General features: G+C 45.8%; 16 protein-coding genes and 1 pseudogene. 10 read left to right on the top strand and 7 right to left on the bottom strand.

Annotation, left to right across the window (positions count from 1 at the left end; translation table 11 throughout):
• From JW499_RS08115 to JW499_RS08100, 4 genes are all read left to right on the top strand, one after another.
• Positions 1–242, top strand: a 242-nt coding sequence (locus JW499_RS08115; protein WP_205210119.1) for a transposase, incomplete at its 5' end; no start/stop codon positions are given.
• A 49-nt stretch (positions 243–291) separates the two neighbouring features.
• Positions 292–3,792, top strand: a complete 3,501-nt coding sequence (locus JW499_RS08110) for a sulfotransferase (protein ID WP_205210118.1) — start codon at positions 292–294, stop codon at positions 3,790–3,792.
• An 11-nt stretch (positions 3,793–3,803) separates the two neighbouring features.
• Positions 3,804–4,532 carry a sulfotransferase gene (locus JW499_RS08105; RefSeq protein ID WP_205210117.1) on the top strand — a complete coding sequence of 243 codons (729 nt, stop codon included), beginning with the start codon at positions 3,804–3,806 and terminating at the stop codon, positions 4,530–4,532.
• A gap of 27 nt (positions 4,533–4,559) precedes the next feature.
• The gene (locus tag JW499_RS08100) at positions 4,560–5,408 is read left to right on the top strand and encodes a sulfotransferase family protein (RefSeq protein WP_205210116.1); all 849 of its coding nucleotides are present in this window, start codon (positions 4,560–4,562) and stop codon (positions 5,406–5,408) included.
• 269 nt (positions 5,409–5,677) lie between these two features.
• On the opposite strand, the pseudogene JW499_RS08095 reads toward JW499_RS08100, so the two are convergent.
• Positions 5,678–7,162: pseudogene (locus tag JW499_RS08095) on the bottom strand (transposase).
• A 380-nt stretch (positions 7,163–7,542) separates the two neighbouring features.
• Here JW499_RS08095 and JW499_RS08090 point away from each other — a divergent pair.
• Entirely contained in the window at positions 7,543–7,800 is a 258-nt protein-coding gene (locus JW499_RS08090) for a helix-turn-helix transcriptional regulator (RefSeq protein WP_205210115.1), read from the top strand.
• 107 nt (positions 7,801–7,907) lie between these two features.
• Positions 7,908–8,189 (top strand): hypothetical protein, encoded by a 282-nt coding sequence (locus tag JW499_RS08085; RefSeq protein WP_205210114.1) that lies wholly within the window; start codon positions 7,908–7,910, stop codon positions 8,187–8,189.
• A 72-nt stretch (positions 8,190–8,261) separates the two neighbouring features.
• Here the strand turns inward: JW499_RS08085 and JW499_RS08080 are convergent, their stop codons facing one another.
• From JW499_RS08080 to JW499_RS08055, 6 genes are all read right to left on the bottom strand, one after another.
• On the bottom strand, positions 8,262–8,927 hold the full coding sequence (locus JW499_RS08080) for a hypothetical protein (protein ID WP_205210113.1): 666 nt from the start codon (positions 8,925–8,927) through the stop codon (positions 8,262–8,264).
• 176 nt (positions 8,928–9,103) lie between these two features.
• Positions 9,104–9,778 (bottom strand): transposase, encoded by a 675-nt coding sequence (locus JW499_RS08075; protein WP_205210112.1) that lies wholly within the window; start codon positions 9,776–9,778, stop codon positions 9,104–9,106.
• A 40-nt stretch (positions 9,779–9,818) separates the two neighbouring features.
• Positions 9,819–10,130, bottom strand: coding sequence for a hypothetical protein (locus JW499_RS08070; protein WP_205210111.1), 312 nt, complete (start codon positions 10,128–10,130; stop codon positions 9,819–9,821).
• Between the two features lie 50 nt (positions 10,131–10,180).
• Entirely contained in the window at positions 10,181–11,008 is an 828-nt protein-coding gene (locus JW499_RS08065) for a hypothetical protein (RefSeq protein WP_205210110.1), read from the bottom strand.
• A 2-nt stretch (positions 11,009–11,010) separates the two neighbouring features.
• Positions 11,011–12,450: an HlyD family type I secretion periplasmic adaptor subunit gene (locus tag JW499_RS08060; protein WP_205210109.1), complete on the bottom strand. Its 1,440-nt coding sequence runs from the start codon at positions 12,448–12,450 to the stop codon at positions 11,011–11,013.
• Between the two features lie 48 nt (positions 12,451–12,498).
• On the bottom strand, positions 12,499–14,724 hold the full coding sequence (locus JW499_RS08055; RefSeq protein ID WP_205210108.1) for a type I secretion system permease/ATPase: 2,226 nt from the start codon (positions 14,722–14,724) through the stop codon (positions 12,499–12,501).
• Positions 14,725–14,967: 243 nt separating this feature from the next.
• On the opposite strand from JW499_RS08055, the gene JW499_RS22815 reads away from it, so the two are divergent.
• The 4 genes from JW499_RS22815 (at position 14,968) to JW499_RS08035 (ending at position 18,129) form a co-directional block, all read left to right on the top strand.
• Positions 14,968–16,167 (top strand): glycosyltransferase, encoded by a 1,200-nt coding sequence (locus tag JW499_RS22815; RefSeq protein WP_205210107.1) that lies wholly within the window; start codon positions 14,968–14,970, stop codon positions 16,165–16,167.
• Between the two features lie 97 nt (positions 16,168–16,264).
• Positions 16,265–17,020, top strand: a complete 756-nt coding sequence (hisA, locus tag JW499_RS08045) for a phosphoribosylformimino-5-aminoimidazole carboxamide ribotide isomerase (protein ID WP_205210106.1) — start codon at positions 16,265–16,267, stop codon at positions 17,018–17,020.
• Positions 17,001–17,612, top strand: coding sequence for a GDSL-type esterase/lipase family protein (locus JW499_RS08040; RefSeq protein ID WP_232846283.1), 612 nt, complete (start codon positions 17,001–17,003; stop codon positions 17,610–17,612). The genes hisA and JW499_RS08040 overlap by 20 nt, the downstream gene beginning before the upstream one ends.
• Positions 17,613–17,703: 91 nt before the next feature.
• Positions 17,704–18,129: a hypothetical protein gene (locus JW499_RS08035; RefSeq protein ID WP_205210104.1), complete on the top strand. Its 426-nt coding sequence runs from the start codon at positions 17,704–17,706 to the stop codon at positions 18,127–18,129.
• The last annotated feature ends 262 nt before the right edge of the window (positions 18,130–18,391 follow it).

Below are 18,391 nucleotides of genomic sequence, written 5' to 3'. Positions count from 1 at the left end.
GGTTGGCGAGCCGAATAGTTAAGCGCTATTTGGAAGTATTTTTCTTGCCAGCCTATTCTCCAGAACTCAATCCTGACGAGTATCTGAATTGTGATCTGAAGAGCATGTTGCACAGTGGTGCAGCGATTCGAAGTGTGAAAGAGCTGAAGAAGAAAACACGATCATGCATGTTGACGCTACAAAGAAGACCCGCGCGGGTTAAAAGTTACTTCAAATCGCAGCATATAAAATACGCGGCTTAGACGATGTATTTATCCGCCTGGTTAATAAAAAGTTAATGGGATATCAACAGTGAATGAGCCAATTATCTGTGCCGGCTTTCACCGCAGTGGAACGTCTTTGGCAGCTCAACAGCTTCATAGTCTGGGATTTTCATATGCTCTGGAGCCAATGAGGGGAAGTCTATCCAACCCCGATGGCCATTTTGAAGATGACGTGGCGATGCGACTGCATGATCATCTGCTGGATCTCTGTAGCACCGACTGGATGTACGCTGAGCAAACGCCATTTGTGGCACCACCTGATACGGTTCAAGAACTGCGCAAATACATTGCAGCCAGAAAGCAGGTATCCGGCAATGCATGGGTGATGAAAGACCCGAGAGCGACGCTGATGCTGAATGACTGGAAACAGGCATTAAATAATCAGGGGCGTTTTGTTCTCATGTACCGTCACTGGTCTTTTTGTATTCAGTCTCTGTTCAAGCGTCATTCACAGGATCTGGCATATTCTTTACCAACAGGCAGAGTGCTGGGTAATGCTCTTGCATTTTGGAAGGATGTCACCCTGTCAGCCAGAATGTGGCTCACCTATAACCAGCATTTAATCGAATTTGCTGAAAATAATCCTTCTGTTTGCCTTGTTGTATCGCAACATGACCTTATTCAGGGAATATCTCTTGCTCAGTTGCTGCATGAAAAATTTCAATACCAGTCAGAAGGTGACAGCTCATCGTGCGTGAATAAAGCCTACGTTGATGAATCTATTGATGCTGATGTTCTGAAAATACTGCCGGCGGATTTGGTACAGGCAATGGACCGGATGTTTGAACGGTTGGAAGCCCTGGATCACACAGGCTCCTGTATGGAAATACCTCCTGCCCTTGATAAAGATCTGCCGGAGAATCTTGCAGATTACTTCTGCGAAAAAATATCCTCAGTGACGACAATAAAGGAAGCCCAGGCTGAGCAGATAGAATCTCCAGTGAGTCAGTTAGCAGCTAATGCAGAGCAACTGACGTTTGATGAACTGCAGAAGCAGGTCAATTCTCTGGCCGGATCACTTTCGATAGACAATGCTGAACATTTTTTAACCATTTCTCAATATCTACATAAAAAAAATGAATTTCATTATGCCGGTCATGAATGGCTGGGCCGATGTGCATTAGTCAGTAAACAGTTTGATAAAGCAGAGCTTCATTTTTTACGGGCAATATCATGTAATCAATCACCACCTTATTTAAGAATGCTGCTTGGTGATTTGTACAGAGAAAAATTTGAATACGGAAAAGCGGCTCAATATTATCAACAGGCTTATACCCTGAACCCTAATAATGTTACTTTCTCTATCAGAACGGCTGATATGGCTATGCTTCAGGGAAATCCACAACAAGCGCTTAAATGGTATAAAAAAGCGCTGCTAATGACGCCGTCTGAATGGCTGACGATAAAATACAGCCAGGCTCTGTCTCAGGTTAAGGGGAAAGAACCTGCGCTGGCTTACCTTAAAGAAGCACTCAATAAGTCAGGTGGCGATGTGATCAGAATACAGCTCCTGACAATGCAGCTGGAAATGAGGAAAGAAAATGCGATCAGTGATTACCATAGCTATATCCGATCAAAAATAAACCGGCAACGAGTGGCTGGTTTTATAAAATTACTTGGTCAGGAAGATTTAACCAGAGATTCATTGAATTCTCTGGTACGCTGGCTGTTAAAGGCTTACTTAAAGATTTATTCAGCGTCAGAGATCTTGGCACTGCTGGTTCCGGTTTCCGGAAGCTCTTCGGTCACCCCTGCAGTTACTGCGGTAGTGGTCAGCTACAATATGGACCGAGAACTGCCGAGAACCCTGCTGACATTACAGGCACCTTATCAGCAGGGTCTGGACCCGGATGATATTGAAATCATCCTCATTGATAACGGTTCCAAAAATATACCAGCACCAGATCAGTTTCCCAATATCCGGAACCTGAAAATCGTATCTTTTCCATTTAAAACCCACTCACCGGTGCAGGCACTGAATCTGGGTATACATCTGGCCAAGGCAAATCTTGTTGGTGTCTTTATTGATGGTGCGCGAATGGCATCTCCGGGCTTACTGAAGAACGCTCTCCGTGCCGACAGACTGTCCGATAATACCGTTGTTGCGACTCTGGGGTTCCATCTGGGACCAGAGGTTCAGATGACCTCTGTAGCTAAAGGGTATAATCAGGCAGTCGAAGATCGTTTGCTGGAACATATTCGATGGCAGGAGGATGGCTACCGGCTTTTTTCCATCAGTTCTTTGGCAGGCTCCAGTGCTGGTGGATATTTCAAACCTATCGCAGAAAGCAATGCCTTGTTTTTGTCTAAAAACCAATGGAGAAAATTAGGTGGAGTTGATGAGCGCTTTATAACCCCGGGAGGGGGTTATGCCAATCTTGATTTATATAAGAGAGCCTGTGTACTTCCCGGAAATAAACTGGTTATCCTGCTGAATGAAGGTACTTTTCATCAGGTACATGGTGGCGTAGCGACTAATTCACAACGGGATGATGCGACACAACAAATTTTTACCGAGGAGTACCAGAAAATCCGGGGTAGTGTGTACAGAAGACCCGATACTCAACCCTTATATCTCGGCCAGTATATACCGGCCTCTGCTTCTGTTTTGAAATATTCGATTGAGCAGGCTTCTGGATATGAAGACGTCAATATCAAAGCCTCTGACAGCAATAAGGAATTAAATCGAATTTTACTGGACTCTACATATTGTTCCCTGTTTGATACCGATAAATCGGTTTCTGATCAACTGATTGATTCACCCATTATAGTGACTGGACGAGGAGGTAGTGGAACCCGCCTTCTGTCTCAGCTTATTCAGAATATGAATATCTTTATGGGAAACGATATCAACGAAACAGAAGATTCTATTGAATGGGTTGGACCAATCTACGATATGGTTATCAACAGGATTCAGATTGAGCATGATACCTTTGAAATGAAGCATATCCGCCGCCTGCGGAATAATGCTGAAAATATTTTACAAAAATCTGACATTCATTCAGGTCTGTGGGGCTTTAAATTACCTGAAACCATGATGTGCTTACCTGAATTGAAACAGGCTTTTCCATCAGCCAGGTTCATTCACCTTACCCGGCACCCTGTGGGTATCAGTATGCGCAGAACTCATATGACTTCACGTTCAGATAATCCTGTTGGTAAAAGAGTGCTGGAGGATGCATACAGATACATAGGAAACGATCCTGGTAGCATTGCTGGTGGAGTGGATGAAGTCAATAATTCAGTTAGCTGGAATTATCAATTGAGTAAAGCGGTTTCATTTTTTTCTGATCTCAGTGAGGGAGAAGATTTTATTCAGGTCAAGTATGAGGATATTTTATCTTGCCCTGATAAAGTTCTTGGTCGATTGTGTGAGTTTTTAGACCTGAATGATGATTGTGAGCATAATCTGGAACTTGATAGTGATAGGACCAATAGTATCTCTGAACAGAATCAGATGACTGATCTCGTTTGGTCTGTCTGTGAAGAAGTTGCGACCAGAATTGGGTATAAAAAACATGAATATTAAGCATTGATATTATGAAATTGGTATTAATCGGTGGTGTCGGTGGCAGTGGAACAAGAGTAGTCGCCAAAGCTTTTCGCGATAACGGAATTTTTATTGGCAGCCACTTGAATAACTCGCTGGATAATCTGGATTGGCCTGGAAATATTGATCTGATACTTCGCCGGGATCTGTCGTTTAATGAAAAGGTAGAGCGCTTAAAATCGGACTTTCAAGCGTTTTTCAAAAAGATGATTGACGAATCGAGTTCGGGGGATTTTAACAGAGATATTGTTGCAACTAAGGTCCCCGGAAGTTTTTACTACCTGCCTTATATTTGTCAGTTTTTTGACCAGGTATCCTATATCCATGTGATTCGTCATGGTCTGGACATGGCGTTTAGCGGTAACAAAAATCAACTGAGAAACTGGGGATCAATGTTTAATCTGGATTGTTCGTCTGAGGATTGCTCGGAAAGCAGACAACTCAAGTATTGGCTTTCCGCCAATGCTTATGCTTTGAAGTTACAGGATGAATTACCGCTGGATTGCAGTGAATTGATTCAATTTGAGCGCTTTTGCAGACAGACCTCAACTGAGGTTGAGCGGATTTTTAACAAACTGGGTGTAGATGTTGATATTTCAGATAGCTTCTTCGAATCCGTTGATCTACCCGAATCTGTTGGCCGTTATCGTGGACAGGATTTGTCTATATTTGATGACGAGGACCTGTTATCAGTCAGTCGGTTAGGATACAAAGTTTGATTACTCTCTGATATTAAATAGTTGTCTATGAATATAAAACAGATACCCATGATTATTGTTGCAGGCTGTCAGAGGAGCGGTACCACCCTGACCGGTCAGATATTAGGTGCACATTCAAAAACTTTTCTTATTGATGAATTTGATGGTTTGTACCAATTTATTGATTCATACACAGGTAAAAATGAACTGAAAAATCAGGATCTTGATAAGATCGTGTCTGCCGCTTCTGTCAAGTATAAAGACGTTCGTGCCTGCTTCCGTTGTCTGGAAGATCTGACAGGTTATATTGTGGTGGCTAAGGCCCCCAATGTTACCTATGACTATGATTCGTTAGTCAGATTCTCTGATTCAGTAAAAGTGCTCTTCCCCGTTCGGGAGGTATTTTCTGTTGTGGCATCCATGCTTACTCTTAAAGGTATTCCAATGATCGAAAATCAAATCAGACGGATATCTGAGAATCAGCGCTTATCTTCAGAATTTTCTGATGAACTGAAGATATTAAATGATACTTCTGTACCTGCTTATCTTAAAGCAGCGCTCATATGGAATATAAAGACAGGCATGTACAGTCGTTTTCTAGCTTGTGGGTTTGATACATTTGTTTTTAAGTATGAAGATCTTGTAGCTAAACCATTTGATGTGATCAGGAAAATGCTGGAGCATTGTCAATTACCTTATGACGCATCCGTTATTGATTATAAAAGAAAAATGAAGGGAGAAGGACCAGGCAATACATCCCGTGAAAGTGATATCAATACAGAATCTTTAAATAAGTGGAAGAATCTTCTTAATACTGAGAAACAGCTCGATATTATGCGGGTTGCTTATCCATTGATGACTGATCTTGGATATAAAAAGGCCTATCTTTTCAGATAGGTCTTTGGGGAAATATTGTTATCTCCTCTTAGGGGAGGTATAAGGAGAATAACCGCCCCCCCCCTGTATTTCAAGGCTGAGAACTGGAGGCTGGATATGCCTGAAATATCCGTCTATCCGGCCTCAATCTATCCACCCCCCTGGATTTTCGGTAGAATCCGCCCGCTTTCACTGCCTTCCTGGCCTTACCAAACTTAGTTCAGTCAATACCCCACCAGGCAACCTATCCTTCTGTTGCTGTACCGTGTTGAGAAGTGTGAAATCCAGCGCTATGCAAACCAGACTGAATCGGGTAAGGCCCGCGTTGCCGGCAGCAACTCGGGTGGCGGCGGTAATGCGCCTTTCTTCATGAGGTGAGCCAATATCTTGTCGATAATCTGCTGATCCTCGATGCTGGCGATCACCCTGGCTTCACCTCCACACTTTGGACAGACCGAGACATCAATGTTAAATACCCGTTTCAGGCGCTGTGCCCAGGTCATGGACTGGTGCCGCTGTTCGGGTGTTTTGTCTTCATGTTCCTCGTGGGGACGGCCCTTACCGCGTTTAGCCGGCGTCACATCTACCCGGTGTTTGCTGTTGGGCGCGAATACGCCGTGGAACCGGGTCAGGTTTACTCTCGGTTTCGGCACCAGGGCAGCCAGCTTGGCAATGAAATCCAGCGGTTCAAAGATGACGTGCGTAGTGCCATCGCTGTAAGGCGTTTTGAGTTGATACCGGACATTCCCTGAGGGTGTCAGTTACAGCCTTTTCTCTGATACCGCTGGTCTTGAAATATATCGGCATAGCCTCTCCAGCTTCTGCCGTTCCCAGGCCTGTGCCGCGACACCGGCGTGTAGGCTAAAGCCAGATGCTTTCGCCACCTGGGCAAAGCGGTCATCATCTTCCCAGGACGGGATCGTCTGCAGCGTGAATACCTTGCGCCCCTGCTGTGGCCCCACGGCAATTCGGTAGCTGACAGAACACCCCAATACCTGTTGCATGGGGTCCACCTCATCCGCATCATCCAGATTCAGGTAACTGTTTTCTTCATCGCGTTCCAGGCTGCCTTCGCGTTCCAGAAACCCGGCCACGCGCTGGCTGATCGTATGCACCAGCTCCATCAGTTCCTGCTGTTCCGGCCCATTGGTGCGCAGGAACCGTGTTCGTCCGTGTTTGGTTTCCGTGTAACCCCCATCCAGGAACAGCATATGGAAATGTACATTGAGATTGAGCGCACTACCGAACCGCTGGATCAGCGTCACCGCACCGGTCTGCGCGGTCTTTCGAGTGAATTCTGCCTTCTGAATCAGATGGGATGATATGGCCCGGTACACGATCCCCAGCACCCGCCCCATCAGTTGCGGACGGCTAGCGAACAGGAATCTCAGTTGAAAAGGAAAGCTCAGCACCCACTGGCGTATGGGCTGTTCCAGTAATACCTCATCGACCAGCAGTGCAGCACTTTCCGCCATACGTCTGGCTCCGCAACTGGGGCAGAATCCGCGCCGCTTGCAGCTAAACGCGACCAAGTGTTCATGGTGACATTCGGTGCATTGCACCCGCAGGAATCCGTGTTCCAACCGCCCGCATTTGAGGTAATCCGCAAATTCTTGTTGCACATGCTGCGGCAAGGACTTGCCCTGCATCGCCATCACATCCCTGAACTCCGGATAATGCCGCTCGATGATTTGATAGAGAAGTGTCTGTTCCGGTCGATGACGTTTATATGGTGGGCTTTGTGGCGACCGATCCGTGATCGCGGCTTGAGGCATATCGTTCTCCATTCCATGGAGTGCCAGATGTTCTCATATTGTTCTCTATGCATCTAGACTTCGGGCAATAAGAATTGAATCAAGCCTGCTTCCCTTCTTGTGACGTAACGCAGCCTACTAATGCCTAAATACGCTCGACAGACGTAAATTTATTCGACTGCTAAACATTTTCTCTTTGCTCATTAAATTGGCACCGTGCTAAAGTTTTGGCATGAACATTATCACCACCCGAAATAGCACCTGCCTGCCCGATTTTCCGCGATTTTTTCTCGCTCGACCCGCCGTTAGTATGAACTGCGTATCAAAGCACAGTGGAACATGTGAACTCATGAGGCAAGCAACAATCGCACAGCAACCCCCACTTTGGGGGTTCATCGCGCATGCCTGAGCGTCACCCAATCCGAATCGAAAGAAAGCCAGCGGTGTTAAATCGGACCGGGATGAGTCACGCGACCCTCTATCGTCGAATCAGTGAAGGCCTGTTCCCTCCCGGGGTTTCCCTTGGTAATCGTTCTGTCGGATGGCTGGCCCATGAAGTGGACACGATGTTAAAGGCATTTGCCTCGGGAAAAACGACAGAGGAACTTCAAGCTGTGGTAAAACTTCTCGTAGAAAATAGGCAGAATCTGGTCAATTAATTGAGCGATTCCCCCCCTTCGAATTAGCTGCTGGAGTTAACTGCTATTCAGAAAACGGTTCTTCTGAAGATATATAGCTGTCACAGACATACGCTGAAAAGACTCACTTGACCAAGCTTAAGGTATCCGGTCTGGACATTCACAGTATTGGTGCATTTGAAACGAATGCAAATGATCCGGAGAAGAATATTGAGGTTATGAAACTTTCTGATACCGAGCATGGAATCTATAAGAAACTGGTTCTGCAGAATAATCACATCATTGGTGCAGTCTGTGTAGGAGATGTCAGCGACAGTTTCTGGTATCACCAGCTGATGACTGAAAAGACAGATATCCAGGCATTTCGCAGCAACCTGCTGCTGGGAAAGGCTTATTCTGATGTTGCTTAAGATGTAGCAGATATATTTCCTGTTTTACAGAGATTTACGGACATCTGTTAAATCTTATGGGCCTGAAAAGTTTCAGTCGTATTTAGCCCGGACATAATTATATATGGCGTAATCAAGCTGCTTATTCGCCATAAATTCTTCCTTTAAATCAGCAGGAATCATACTCTGATCCCTTTCCGTCGCATTAAGGTGAAGCAGTGTTCCTGGCTGATATTCCTTATGTATTTTATTTGCAATCCGGGCCATGGATTCATCCAGATGTTCTGTTACTCCAACTTCAATAAACAGTGACTCAATAATTTCCTGATAATTATCCATAGTCACTTCACAAGGAAACTGATTTAAAATACTGACCCGTGGACCAAGCACATATTCCCGCAAATCACCGTCGGGGATTCTTGATGCCTCCCTGCCCTGCTTGCGCAGGTAAAAGTAGGCAGAAACAGCCCTTTCAAAAGGGTCACGCAAAATAGTAACGAATTGCTTTGCATCCGGATAATAGTGTTCAACACCAAACCCCCGGGCTTTATTAAAATGCCCATACACAGCAACGGGACGTTCGTTGGAATGCATACCAACCAGATCGTATTTTTGCGGCATCGCTCCTTTGACTGCATCGTAATAATGAAATAAGAGTCCGTCAGAATACCAGCTCTTGTATATTCCCCTGACACTCACGCCTGCCGTTTTGGGTACATGAATGACCACTAATGGTAAGTTACTGTCGTATTCTTTCATTGCATTCTCTACATCAAAGGAGCACAGATCCTGCTTTGTTTCAGATTAACATTAACCCGACCTGCATTTATGCCAGGTTAACAGTAACAAACCTGATCAGCTATTAACCGGTTATAAGGAGTTTCTTTTAGGTAAAAAGGAAAAAGGGGACAGATTTATTTTCCTTCTCTCTCATACTAGCTTCCAACTCTCGCTGGCCGGCCTTGACCTCTTCGTTCATAACGCCTCCCTGTAATAGCCTCAATCTCATCAATAAAACGGCTATTTCCGGTTAATTGATTACGATTAACCGACTCCCTTAGCAGAACCGTTTCGTCCTGATCAACCCTTCCGCAGATATATGATTCATACTCTACACCCTTAAAACCTTTCATCTTGCTGTTATCGGTATATCTATCCGTCTCAGCACCATTGTAATGTGCCGCATAACTCGACCATCCATAATCTACAGGCGATTTCACCATTCCTGCCCTTACAGGGTTTAGCTCTATATACCGTAAACATGCGAAGAAGTAGTTCTCTGCATCAACTACACTAGACTTATACCTACCTTCCCACAGCGTACCTCTTCGCCCTTCCTGCTTATTAAAGTAGCGAGTCTGTCTACCCGCGAGCCTTTTCATAAGTTCACCTAAACCAGAGGCTGTTTCTGGCTCGAGTAAAAGATGTACATGATTAGTCATCAGACAGTACGCATGGACAACTACCTGAAACTCATCTTTAAACTCAGCTAAAGTATTTAGGTAATATTGATAATCTCTATCTTCCGCAAAAACCACTTGCTTGTTATGCCCTCGCTGAACTATATGATGAGGGTAACCCGGCAAAACCAGTCGTCCCAAACGTGGCATATCTACCTCTCCTTGGCTGATATTTTTTAAAGGAACTCACTTATTCACTCATTCTATGAATAAATAAATCTGTCCCCTTTACCTCCATTCGAATACTATCTGTTTTTCCCTCATCCCATTCTATACCTTGACTTGTAGCAGTGTGCTCCATAAATTCAAGAGCTGACTTTCCTGATAATGTATCACCTTCAACTACACCATTTGCTAGCTCAGCATATCTATCACCTTTATCAGCCATATATTCATACATTTCACTTAAATGAGATGTATCACCAGTTTCTTTAGCCTTTTCGACTAAACCTTTCGCATAAGCTATATCAGCTTTAGAAATTTGTACGGAGTGACCAGACATAGTAAATTCCCTTTTACAGAAAAAAATTAAATTTTATAGAAACAAAAAAATTAAATTTTATAGCGATATATTAGCTTTTTAGATTTTTCTTTAAGTTCATTCCATTTATACAATATTGACCTAGGGTATTCTAAAGTTACATAAGCTTTCATTTCAGGAAATGAGAAAGTATGCTGACAAACTTTAAAGGATGATGGGTTAATCAGCTTACCATTCCAACAAACTATTAAATCATCAACAACACCGTCTTTATTTCCACTCCAGAATAAAGATTGATTCCAAGTATGAAAAAGCTCAACATATGGCCCATCCGGCTCTGAATAATTCAACCCTGTTTTTTTATCAATACCTCTATAAATATATTTAACACTTACTTTTCTCCTATCCCCCCATGGCCCGGCCTCAACATAGTTATCATTTAAACGATTTATAATGAGGTTGAGTATTCTTGATATCCCATTCCGCCCATTTTCATCTATAATCTTACCTTTCATATAAATACTATCTAAACTAATCATCATTAATTTTTTTTTAATTGACATATCAGTTGGATTAAGTTCTATCTCTCCGAAGTTATTTCTATATGGTTTTAGGTCTTCCCAAGCAACATACAATGAAAAAGCATTTACAGAATCACTATAAGTCCTTTCCACTCTTCCAGTGCTTTTATTTTTTGACCAATAACTACTATCAGAGTATTGAAATGGGTAATATATATAATTATTAGGGACCTTTATTGGCACTCCATTTATACTACCTACTGAAAATTTTTTTATAGTATTAGAGCTACTCCCAAAATAGTTCAAACTCAATATAGCTAATCCGAGTAAAAGTGAAGCTGTTACGACAGTCTTTTTTACTAAGCTTAAAGTCATCATAATTATCTCTCCCTAACACTCTCACTCTTATACCTAAGCAACGGTGTTAGAATATATTCAATCAAATAACGCTTACCGGTTTTAACCTCAGCACTGACACTCATACCCGGCACCAGTGCGACCTCTTTTCCCTCGACCCAGAGGCTGCTTTTAGCCATCAGTATCCTGGCTTTGTAGATCAGGCCCCGGTTTTCATCAGCGGTTGCATCGCTGGATACATTATCCACTTCGGCTTCAATAATGCCGTACTTGGTAAAGGGGAAGGTGTGTATTTTGATCTCGGCGGGCTGGCCAGCTTCTACAAAGCCGATATCTTTATTTTCAAGCCAGGCTTCAACTACCAGTTGCTGACTTTCCGGGACCAGTTTCATCAGTTGCTGAGCGGGAGTAACGACGCCTCCGATAGTATGGATCGCCAGTTCCTGCACGATGCCATCTACCGGGGCTTCCAGTACCTGCTTCTTATTCAGGTCCTGCGCTTTATTCAGCTCTTCCTGCAAGCTGGCCTGTTGTCGGTTCAGCTCGATCAGTTGTTGCAGGTTGTCCTGCTGGGTCTGGGCCAGCAGTGAGTTGCGCTGCTGCTCTAACTGCTTTTGCTGTGCAGCCAGTTGCTGATTGGTTGCCAGTGCGGCCTGCAGATCGTGTTGCTGCTCTACCCTCTCCTGCTCCAGCTCTAAAAACTGTACCCGGGCGGCCATTTTTCGATCAAGCAGACTTTTGAGGGCATCGACCCGTTGGGTAATCAGGGGCAATGTTCCCCGAAGTTTAGCGATAACGGCGGCGTTAACCCGCTGCTCGGCCCGCTTATCTTCTATCTGTTCATCCAGCCGGGCATTCTCGGCGTTATAGCTGTTAAGCTGTTGCAGTAACAAGGCCTGCTGATTAGCAATATCTATCGGGGTACTGTTTTCAGGCCATATCAGGCCGGACTGATCAGCATTCATCGTCAGCAGCGGACTACTAAGTACGCTGCCACCATTGCCGGATAAATGTTCACTTTGCTGCAGGCTGTTTAGTAACCCTTCGATACGGGTGCTATTAAGGCGGTTCTGTCTAAGTTCCTGCTCTAACCTGACCTGATCAGCCTGAGTCTGAGACCGATCCAGAATAATCAGCGGCGTACCGGCCTTAACCCGCTGTCCTTCATGCACCAGAATCTCTGCTACCACCCCTTTTTCATAGGGTTGTATCAGTTTGACCTGCCCCTGGGGGACGATTTTGCCTTCAGCTACCGCCACAATATTCACCTGCCCGAAACATGCCCAGATCACGCCGATGGTAAACAGGCTGATCAGTAACCAGGCGGTAATACGCCCTACCGGGTGGGGTGGTCGCTCTTTGATCTCCAGAGCTGCAGGCAGAAAATCCAGCTGCTGGGATTCAAACCGGTCGTCACCCAGTGTCTCCCGTTGCTGCCAGTTTTTCCTGATGGTGGTTAACATCCTGTTATGCTTCCTTTCCCTTTAACCGCTCATTAAAAGCGTTCTGTGTTAAGCCGGTTCAGCTTTGGATTCTGTGTTGGGTTCTGTTTTTGAGCCGTTTTTTAAGACCGGGCGTATAGCTGGCACACCGCTCTGATAGCTGTGCAGTGTATGGTAGTAGCCTTGTTGCTCTAGCAATGCATCATGGCTGCCGGATTCTACGATGCGGCCTTTATCCACCACGATAATACGGTCACATTGCCTTACGGTGCTCAGCCGGTGAGCGATAATAAATACGGTCCGGTTATGACAGATCGCATGCATATTCTGCTGAATAATGCGTTCTGATTCGTAATCGAGGGCACTGGTGGCTTCATCAAAAATCAGTATCCGGGGGTCGGTAATCAGCGCCCGGGCGATTGCGATCCGTTGTCGCTGCCCACCGGAGAGATTACAGCCATGTTCGCCAACCGGGTTGTCATAGCCTTCTGGCAGCTCCAGAATAAATTCATGGGCACCGGCCAGTTTCGCGGCCCTGACAACGGCTTCCATGGGTAACCCGGGATTCGCCAGGGCGATATTTTCCCGCACACTGCGGTTAAACAGAAAGTTCTCTTGCAGTACGACACCAATATTACGCCGTAGCCACGCGGTATCCACCATCGCCAGATCGACACCATCAACCATAACCCGACCGCCTTCCGGCACATACATACGTTGCACCAGTTTAGTCAAAGTACTTTTACCAGAGCCTGAACGCCCTACAATGCCGATCACTTCACCGGGTTTCACATCCAGTTGTATACCGTTGAGTATCTGGGGGCCATCGGGCCGGTAGCGGAATGAGGTATGTTCAAAGGTAACACGGCCCTGTAGTTCTGGCAGGGTACTGCGGTTGGGGTTATAACCGGGTTCTTTCGGGGTATTCAGGATATCTCCCAGCCGTTTTACCGAGATGCCTGCCTGTTGAAAATCCTGCCACAGCTGTACAAGTTTGAGAATCGGCCCGGAGACCCGCCCCGCTATCATATTAAAGGCTACCAACTGTCCCACCGTCAGTGAACCATCAATCACCAGATGCGCCCCCCACCAGATAATCAGCAAAGTGGTGATCTTATTTACAAAACCAGCTACCTGATTGGCGATATTGTTCAGATTGTTGGTGCGGAATGAGGCGGTGACATATTTCGCCAACTGATCTTCCCATTTGCGCTGCATCTGGGGTTCAACTGACATCGCTTTAACGGTTTCCACCCCGGTGACCGATTCCACCAGAAAGGCCTGATTTTCAGCCCCGTATTTAAACTTCTCATCTAAGCGATGGCGCAAAATAGGGGTAATAAAGATTGATAGCAGGATATAACAGGGCAGGGTACCCAACACGATCAGTGTCAGTGTAGGGCTGTAAAACCAGAGTACCGCAAAAAACACGACGGTAAAGAACAGATCGATCACTAGTGTCAGCGCAGTACCGGTAATGAAGTTACGGATGGTATCCAGCTCGCGGACCCGCGCCACACTCTGGCCCACCTGCCGAGCTTCAAAATAGGCCAGGGGTAACGAAATCAGGTGATTAAACAGTTTTGCGCCAAGCTCAACATCAACACGGTTGGTGGTGTGACTGAACAGATAGGTACGCAAACCGCTCAGAATGGCGTCAAACAGCGCAACAACCACAAAGCCAAATGCCAGTACATCGAGGGTAGTAAAACCTTTATGGACCAGTACCTTGTCCATCACCACCTGAAAAAACAGAGGGGTTATCAGGGCGAAGAGTTGCAGGAAGAAAGAGATCAGCAACACTTCGCCAAACAGCTTTCGGTATTTTACCAATGAGGGAATAAACCATTTAAGGTCAAACTCTTTAAAACCATCTAACAACCCCCCGCGTTTAGTTAACAGGATAGTATCGCCGGACCAGATCTCAGCCAGCTCTTGTTCGGTTACGGTCTGGGGCTGTCCAATACCCGCGCGGAGTATCAGAACCTTATTCTCTTTACCCTTTTCTGCAGAATCCGAGTGTGAAACTTTGGCAAGAACAAAAAATTCACCGCTGTTATCAACACCGATAGCGGGCAGACTGGCATTACTGAGGTTATTAAACGGCAGATTAACCTGACGCGCTTTCAGGCTAAGCTTTTTGGCGGCACGGAGCAGTTCAGTTGATGTAAAAGGCTGACCGGGAACAGCAAACTGGTGACGCAACTGCTGCGGTTCGGCTGGCATACCGAGCACACGAAGAATGGTTACCAGAGAGAATAAACCGCTATCTACTGCGGCTGTAGACGATTCCATCAACAAAAATCCCTTTTCGCTAAACAACCTGGAACTGTTTAGAATTGGTTATTAAAACTGAAACTACCTTTTCAGAGAGCACATTTTTAACAGGTCATTGTCTGTAATTCAAGACAATTCAGTTACAACGTTGTTATAGAACCTGAAAATGTCGATTTTTTAAAGGGCAGGATTCATTGAACTTGATTCCGGTCACAGTTGTGGTCAAATACCGGATCTAATCAGTACATAAGGATATGATCTGTGAATGTTTTATTCTGTTGGGAGCTGGGTGGTGGCTTAGGCCATATCAGTGTGATACTTCCTCTGGCACGAAAATTTGCTGATGACGGGCATACTGTTGCACTGGCAGTGAAAGACCTGTCTAAGGTACCAACAAATGAAAAATCTCTGATCTGGTTGCAGGCGCCTGTCTGGTTACCCAGACTCTCAACTAAAGATTCACCAGTAAATTTCAGCGAACTGTTATTTCATTCAGGCTATCTTGACCCTGATCGATTGCAGGGGCTGGTAACTGGCTGGCGATCAATATTAGATATGTTTAAGCCAGATCTGATGGTATGTAATCACTCACCGACAGCCATACTGGCATCTCACGGTAGAGATATAACCAGAGTGAGTCTTGGTCACGGTTTTTATATACCACCCGATGTAGCGCCCATTCCCCCGTTCCGGCCAATGATTAACACTCAAACAGAGAGACTTGATCAGGCTGATAGTAAAGCCCTTTTTGCGGTTAACAAGGTATTACAACGTTCAGGCCTCAACCCTCTGAAGAAAATACATCAGCTGTTTGATCTGGACAGACATTTCTTGAACTGTTTTGAAGAGATGGATAATTACGTTCAACGCAGGGAACAAAAAACAATCTATATCGGCCCCTGCACTCAGATTAACAGAGGCAGCGCTGCAAGCTGGCCTGAAGGTAATGGAAAGAAAATTTTTGTCTATCTGAAGAGCGAGTATAAAGAGATTGAAGCAGTTATTGATGGTTTAGTCAGATGTGGCTATAGAGTGCTGGTGTTTTGTAAAGGTTTATCCAATCATCTCAAAAACAAACTGGATACTCCCCTTATTCATCTGGCAGATAAACCTTTAAATCTGGCAGAGGTTTTACCAGAAGCAGACCTTGTTATAAATCATGCAGGCATTGGTACTGTATTGAATGCAGCCCTCTACAGCTGCCTACAGATTACATTACCTATTTTCGCTGAACAGCTACTGACCGCCCAGATGATTCGCAAACAAGGCGTGGCTGCTTTTCTTACTGCCCCAGAAGTCAGTTCCAAGCTCGTCAATACAATAAAAGAGATCCTAGCTAAAAACTATAGCGAGTGTGTAAACCCTGTGTTTGCAGAAAAACTCAAAAATCATAATGTTGAAAATGCTAACGAACTGATGTTTCAGGAGTGTCTGAAACTTGTGAATAACAGACCCATCTGACTCACGAGTTAATACGGGAATATTGCACCTGACATTCCGTCACTGTTGAGATCTGCTACAATGCTGCCTCATTTGAATACCGATGGAGTACAGTTCTTTGACCCAGTTTCGCCCCTGTATCGACCTGCACCAGGGTCAGGTAAAACAGATTGTGGGAGGCAGCCTGAATGATCAGGGTGCCGAGACCAATTTTGTCAGTCAGTATGATGCTGCGTATTACGCTGGCCTCTACCGTCAGCATAATCTGACCGGTGGCCATGTGATTGCGTTAGGGCCTGGTAACAAAGAGCAGGCACTACTGGCGCTGCAAGCCTGGCCCGACGGGCTGCAGTTTGGTGGCGGTGTGAACAACACCAATGCGGCGGAATTTATTGAGGCCGGAGCTTCCCATGTGATCGTCACCTCCTGGCTGTTTGATCACGGACAGTTCAGTTGGGATCGATTAGAAGCGATCAAAGCGATTACCGGCAAAGAGCGGCTGATTCTTGATCTGAGTTGCCGACGCACAGACACTGGCTGGAATATCGCCACCGATCGCTGGCAGACCGTGACTGATACTCAGGTGGATGCAGAGACTCTGGCCAAACTCAGTCAGCACTGTGCAGAATTTCTGATCCATGCGGCGGATGTTGAAGGTCTGCAATCGGGAATTGATGAAGAACTGGTTAAACTGTTGGGTGAGACCTGCCCGATTCCGGTGACCTATGCCGGCGGCGCTCGCTCACTCGACGATCTGAAACTGGTCGACCAGCTATCTAATGGCAAGGTCGATCTCACCATCGGCAGCGCGCTGGATATCTTCGGCGGCAGCGGTGTCACACTGGAGCAATGCATTGAATGGAATCAGCGTTAAAACTATTTTACTGACGCTGCTGCTGACATTAGTCGGCTGCAGCGAGCAGAAAGAACTAACCTATATCCCGCCTGAAGCCGTGATCCTGGCGTTTGGCGACAGTCTCACTCATGGGGTCGGCAGCCGTAATGGCGGGGATTATCCTACGCAGCTGGAACAACTGACGGGTCGTCGGGTTATCAATGCCGGCGTCTCTGGAGAAACCACAGCTGAAGGCTTACAACGTCTGCCTGCATTGCTCGATCAGCACCAGCCTGCCCTGCTGATTCTGCTGGAGGGTGGCAATGATATTCTGCGCAATCTGGACAGAGCGCAGCTAAAACAGAATCTGTCCCAAATGATCTCGCTGGCAAAGTCGCAGAATATTGATGTTGTGCTGATCGCGGTTCCGGAAAAAAACCTGTTCTCTGCCAGCGCCCCTCTCTATCAGGAACTGGCTGAAGAGCAGCAACTGGTGATCGAGCCTGAAATAGTTGCCAGCCTGTTGCACGACAACCGTTTTAAATCGGACCCGGTCCATTTCAATAACCTGGGTTATCAGCAGCTTGCATTAAGACTATCGGAGCTATTGAAAGAACATAACGCGTTATAATTAATGGAATTTTTCCAGGCTCTCAGAGTCATAGGTCTGAACAACTATCTTTCATTATCGCGATTAAGCGTAGGACAGGTTGTATAAATCTATGCCGTTACGAATCTCTTTATTCATTATCAGCGCGATTCTGACCATTCAGTGCCCCAGGGTGAATGCAGAAAGCCGGGAGAAAAGCTTTACCGTTTCTCAACAGAGCATCAACCATTTTCGCCAGATATCGGTGCGAATACTGTCTGCCTACAAAACACCGCCACGGTATATCGGTTCCACCAGGCACTGGCATCTGTTTCTGAAGAAAGAGACCCGCAAAGCGGTAGATAAGCACTTCAGCACCATATTCGGCTATAAGATCCCCCGGGATATCAGCAACATTGAGAATGGCTGGGAACTAAGTCTGCCTGCCGTTGCGATCAATCCTGACAACTGCCCCGAAGTAGCCCGTTACAGCGATGACAAAACGAGTTTCAGCCTGCCGCAGGGAACAGAGATAGCCGCCCGTTGTATCAGCCAGTAAACATCCACGTAAGGGATAGGCAAAGAGCTGTGTTAGCACAGAGAACACAGAGCTCACAGAGACAAGCGTAAAGGCTAAAGGGGGCTCTTCCCGGTGCTCTCTGTGATCCCGCTTTATAGGGTAGGAGCCGCTTCCAGCGGCGAAGGGCTGCGCAAATGCAAAGCTTTATCGCTGCAAGATGCAGCTCCTACAACAGCGGGCTCACCACGGGGGACACAGGAATCGCTTCCAGCGGCGAGGGGCTGAGCAAATGCAAAGCTTT

It is taken from the genome of Amphritea pacifica, assembly GCF_016924145.1.
GTDB classification, from domain to species: Bacteria; Pseudomonadota; Gammaproteobacteria; order Pseudomonadales; family Balneatricaceae; genus Amphritea; species Amphritea pacifica.
This window is presented reverse-complemented; position numbering and strand designations above follow the sequence as displayed.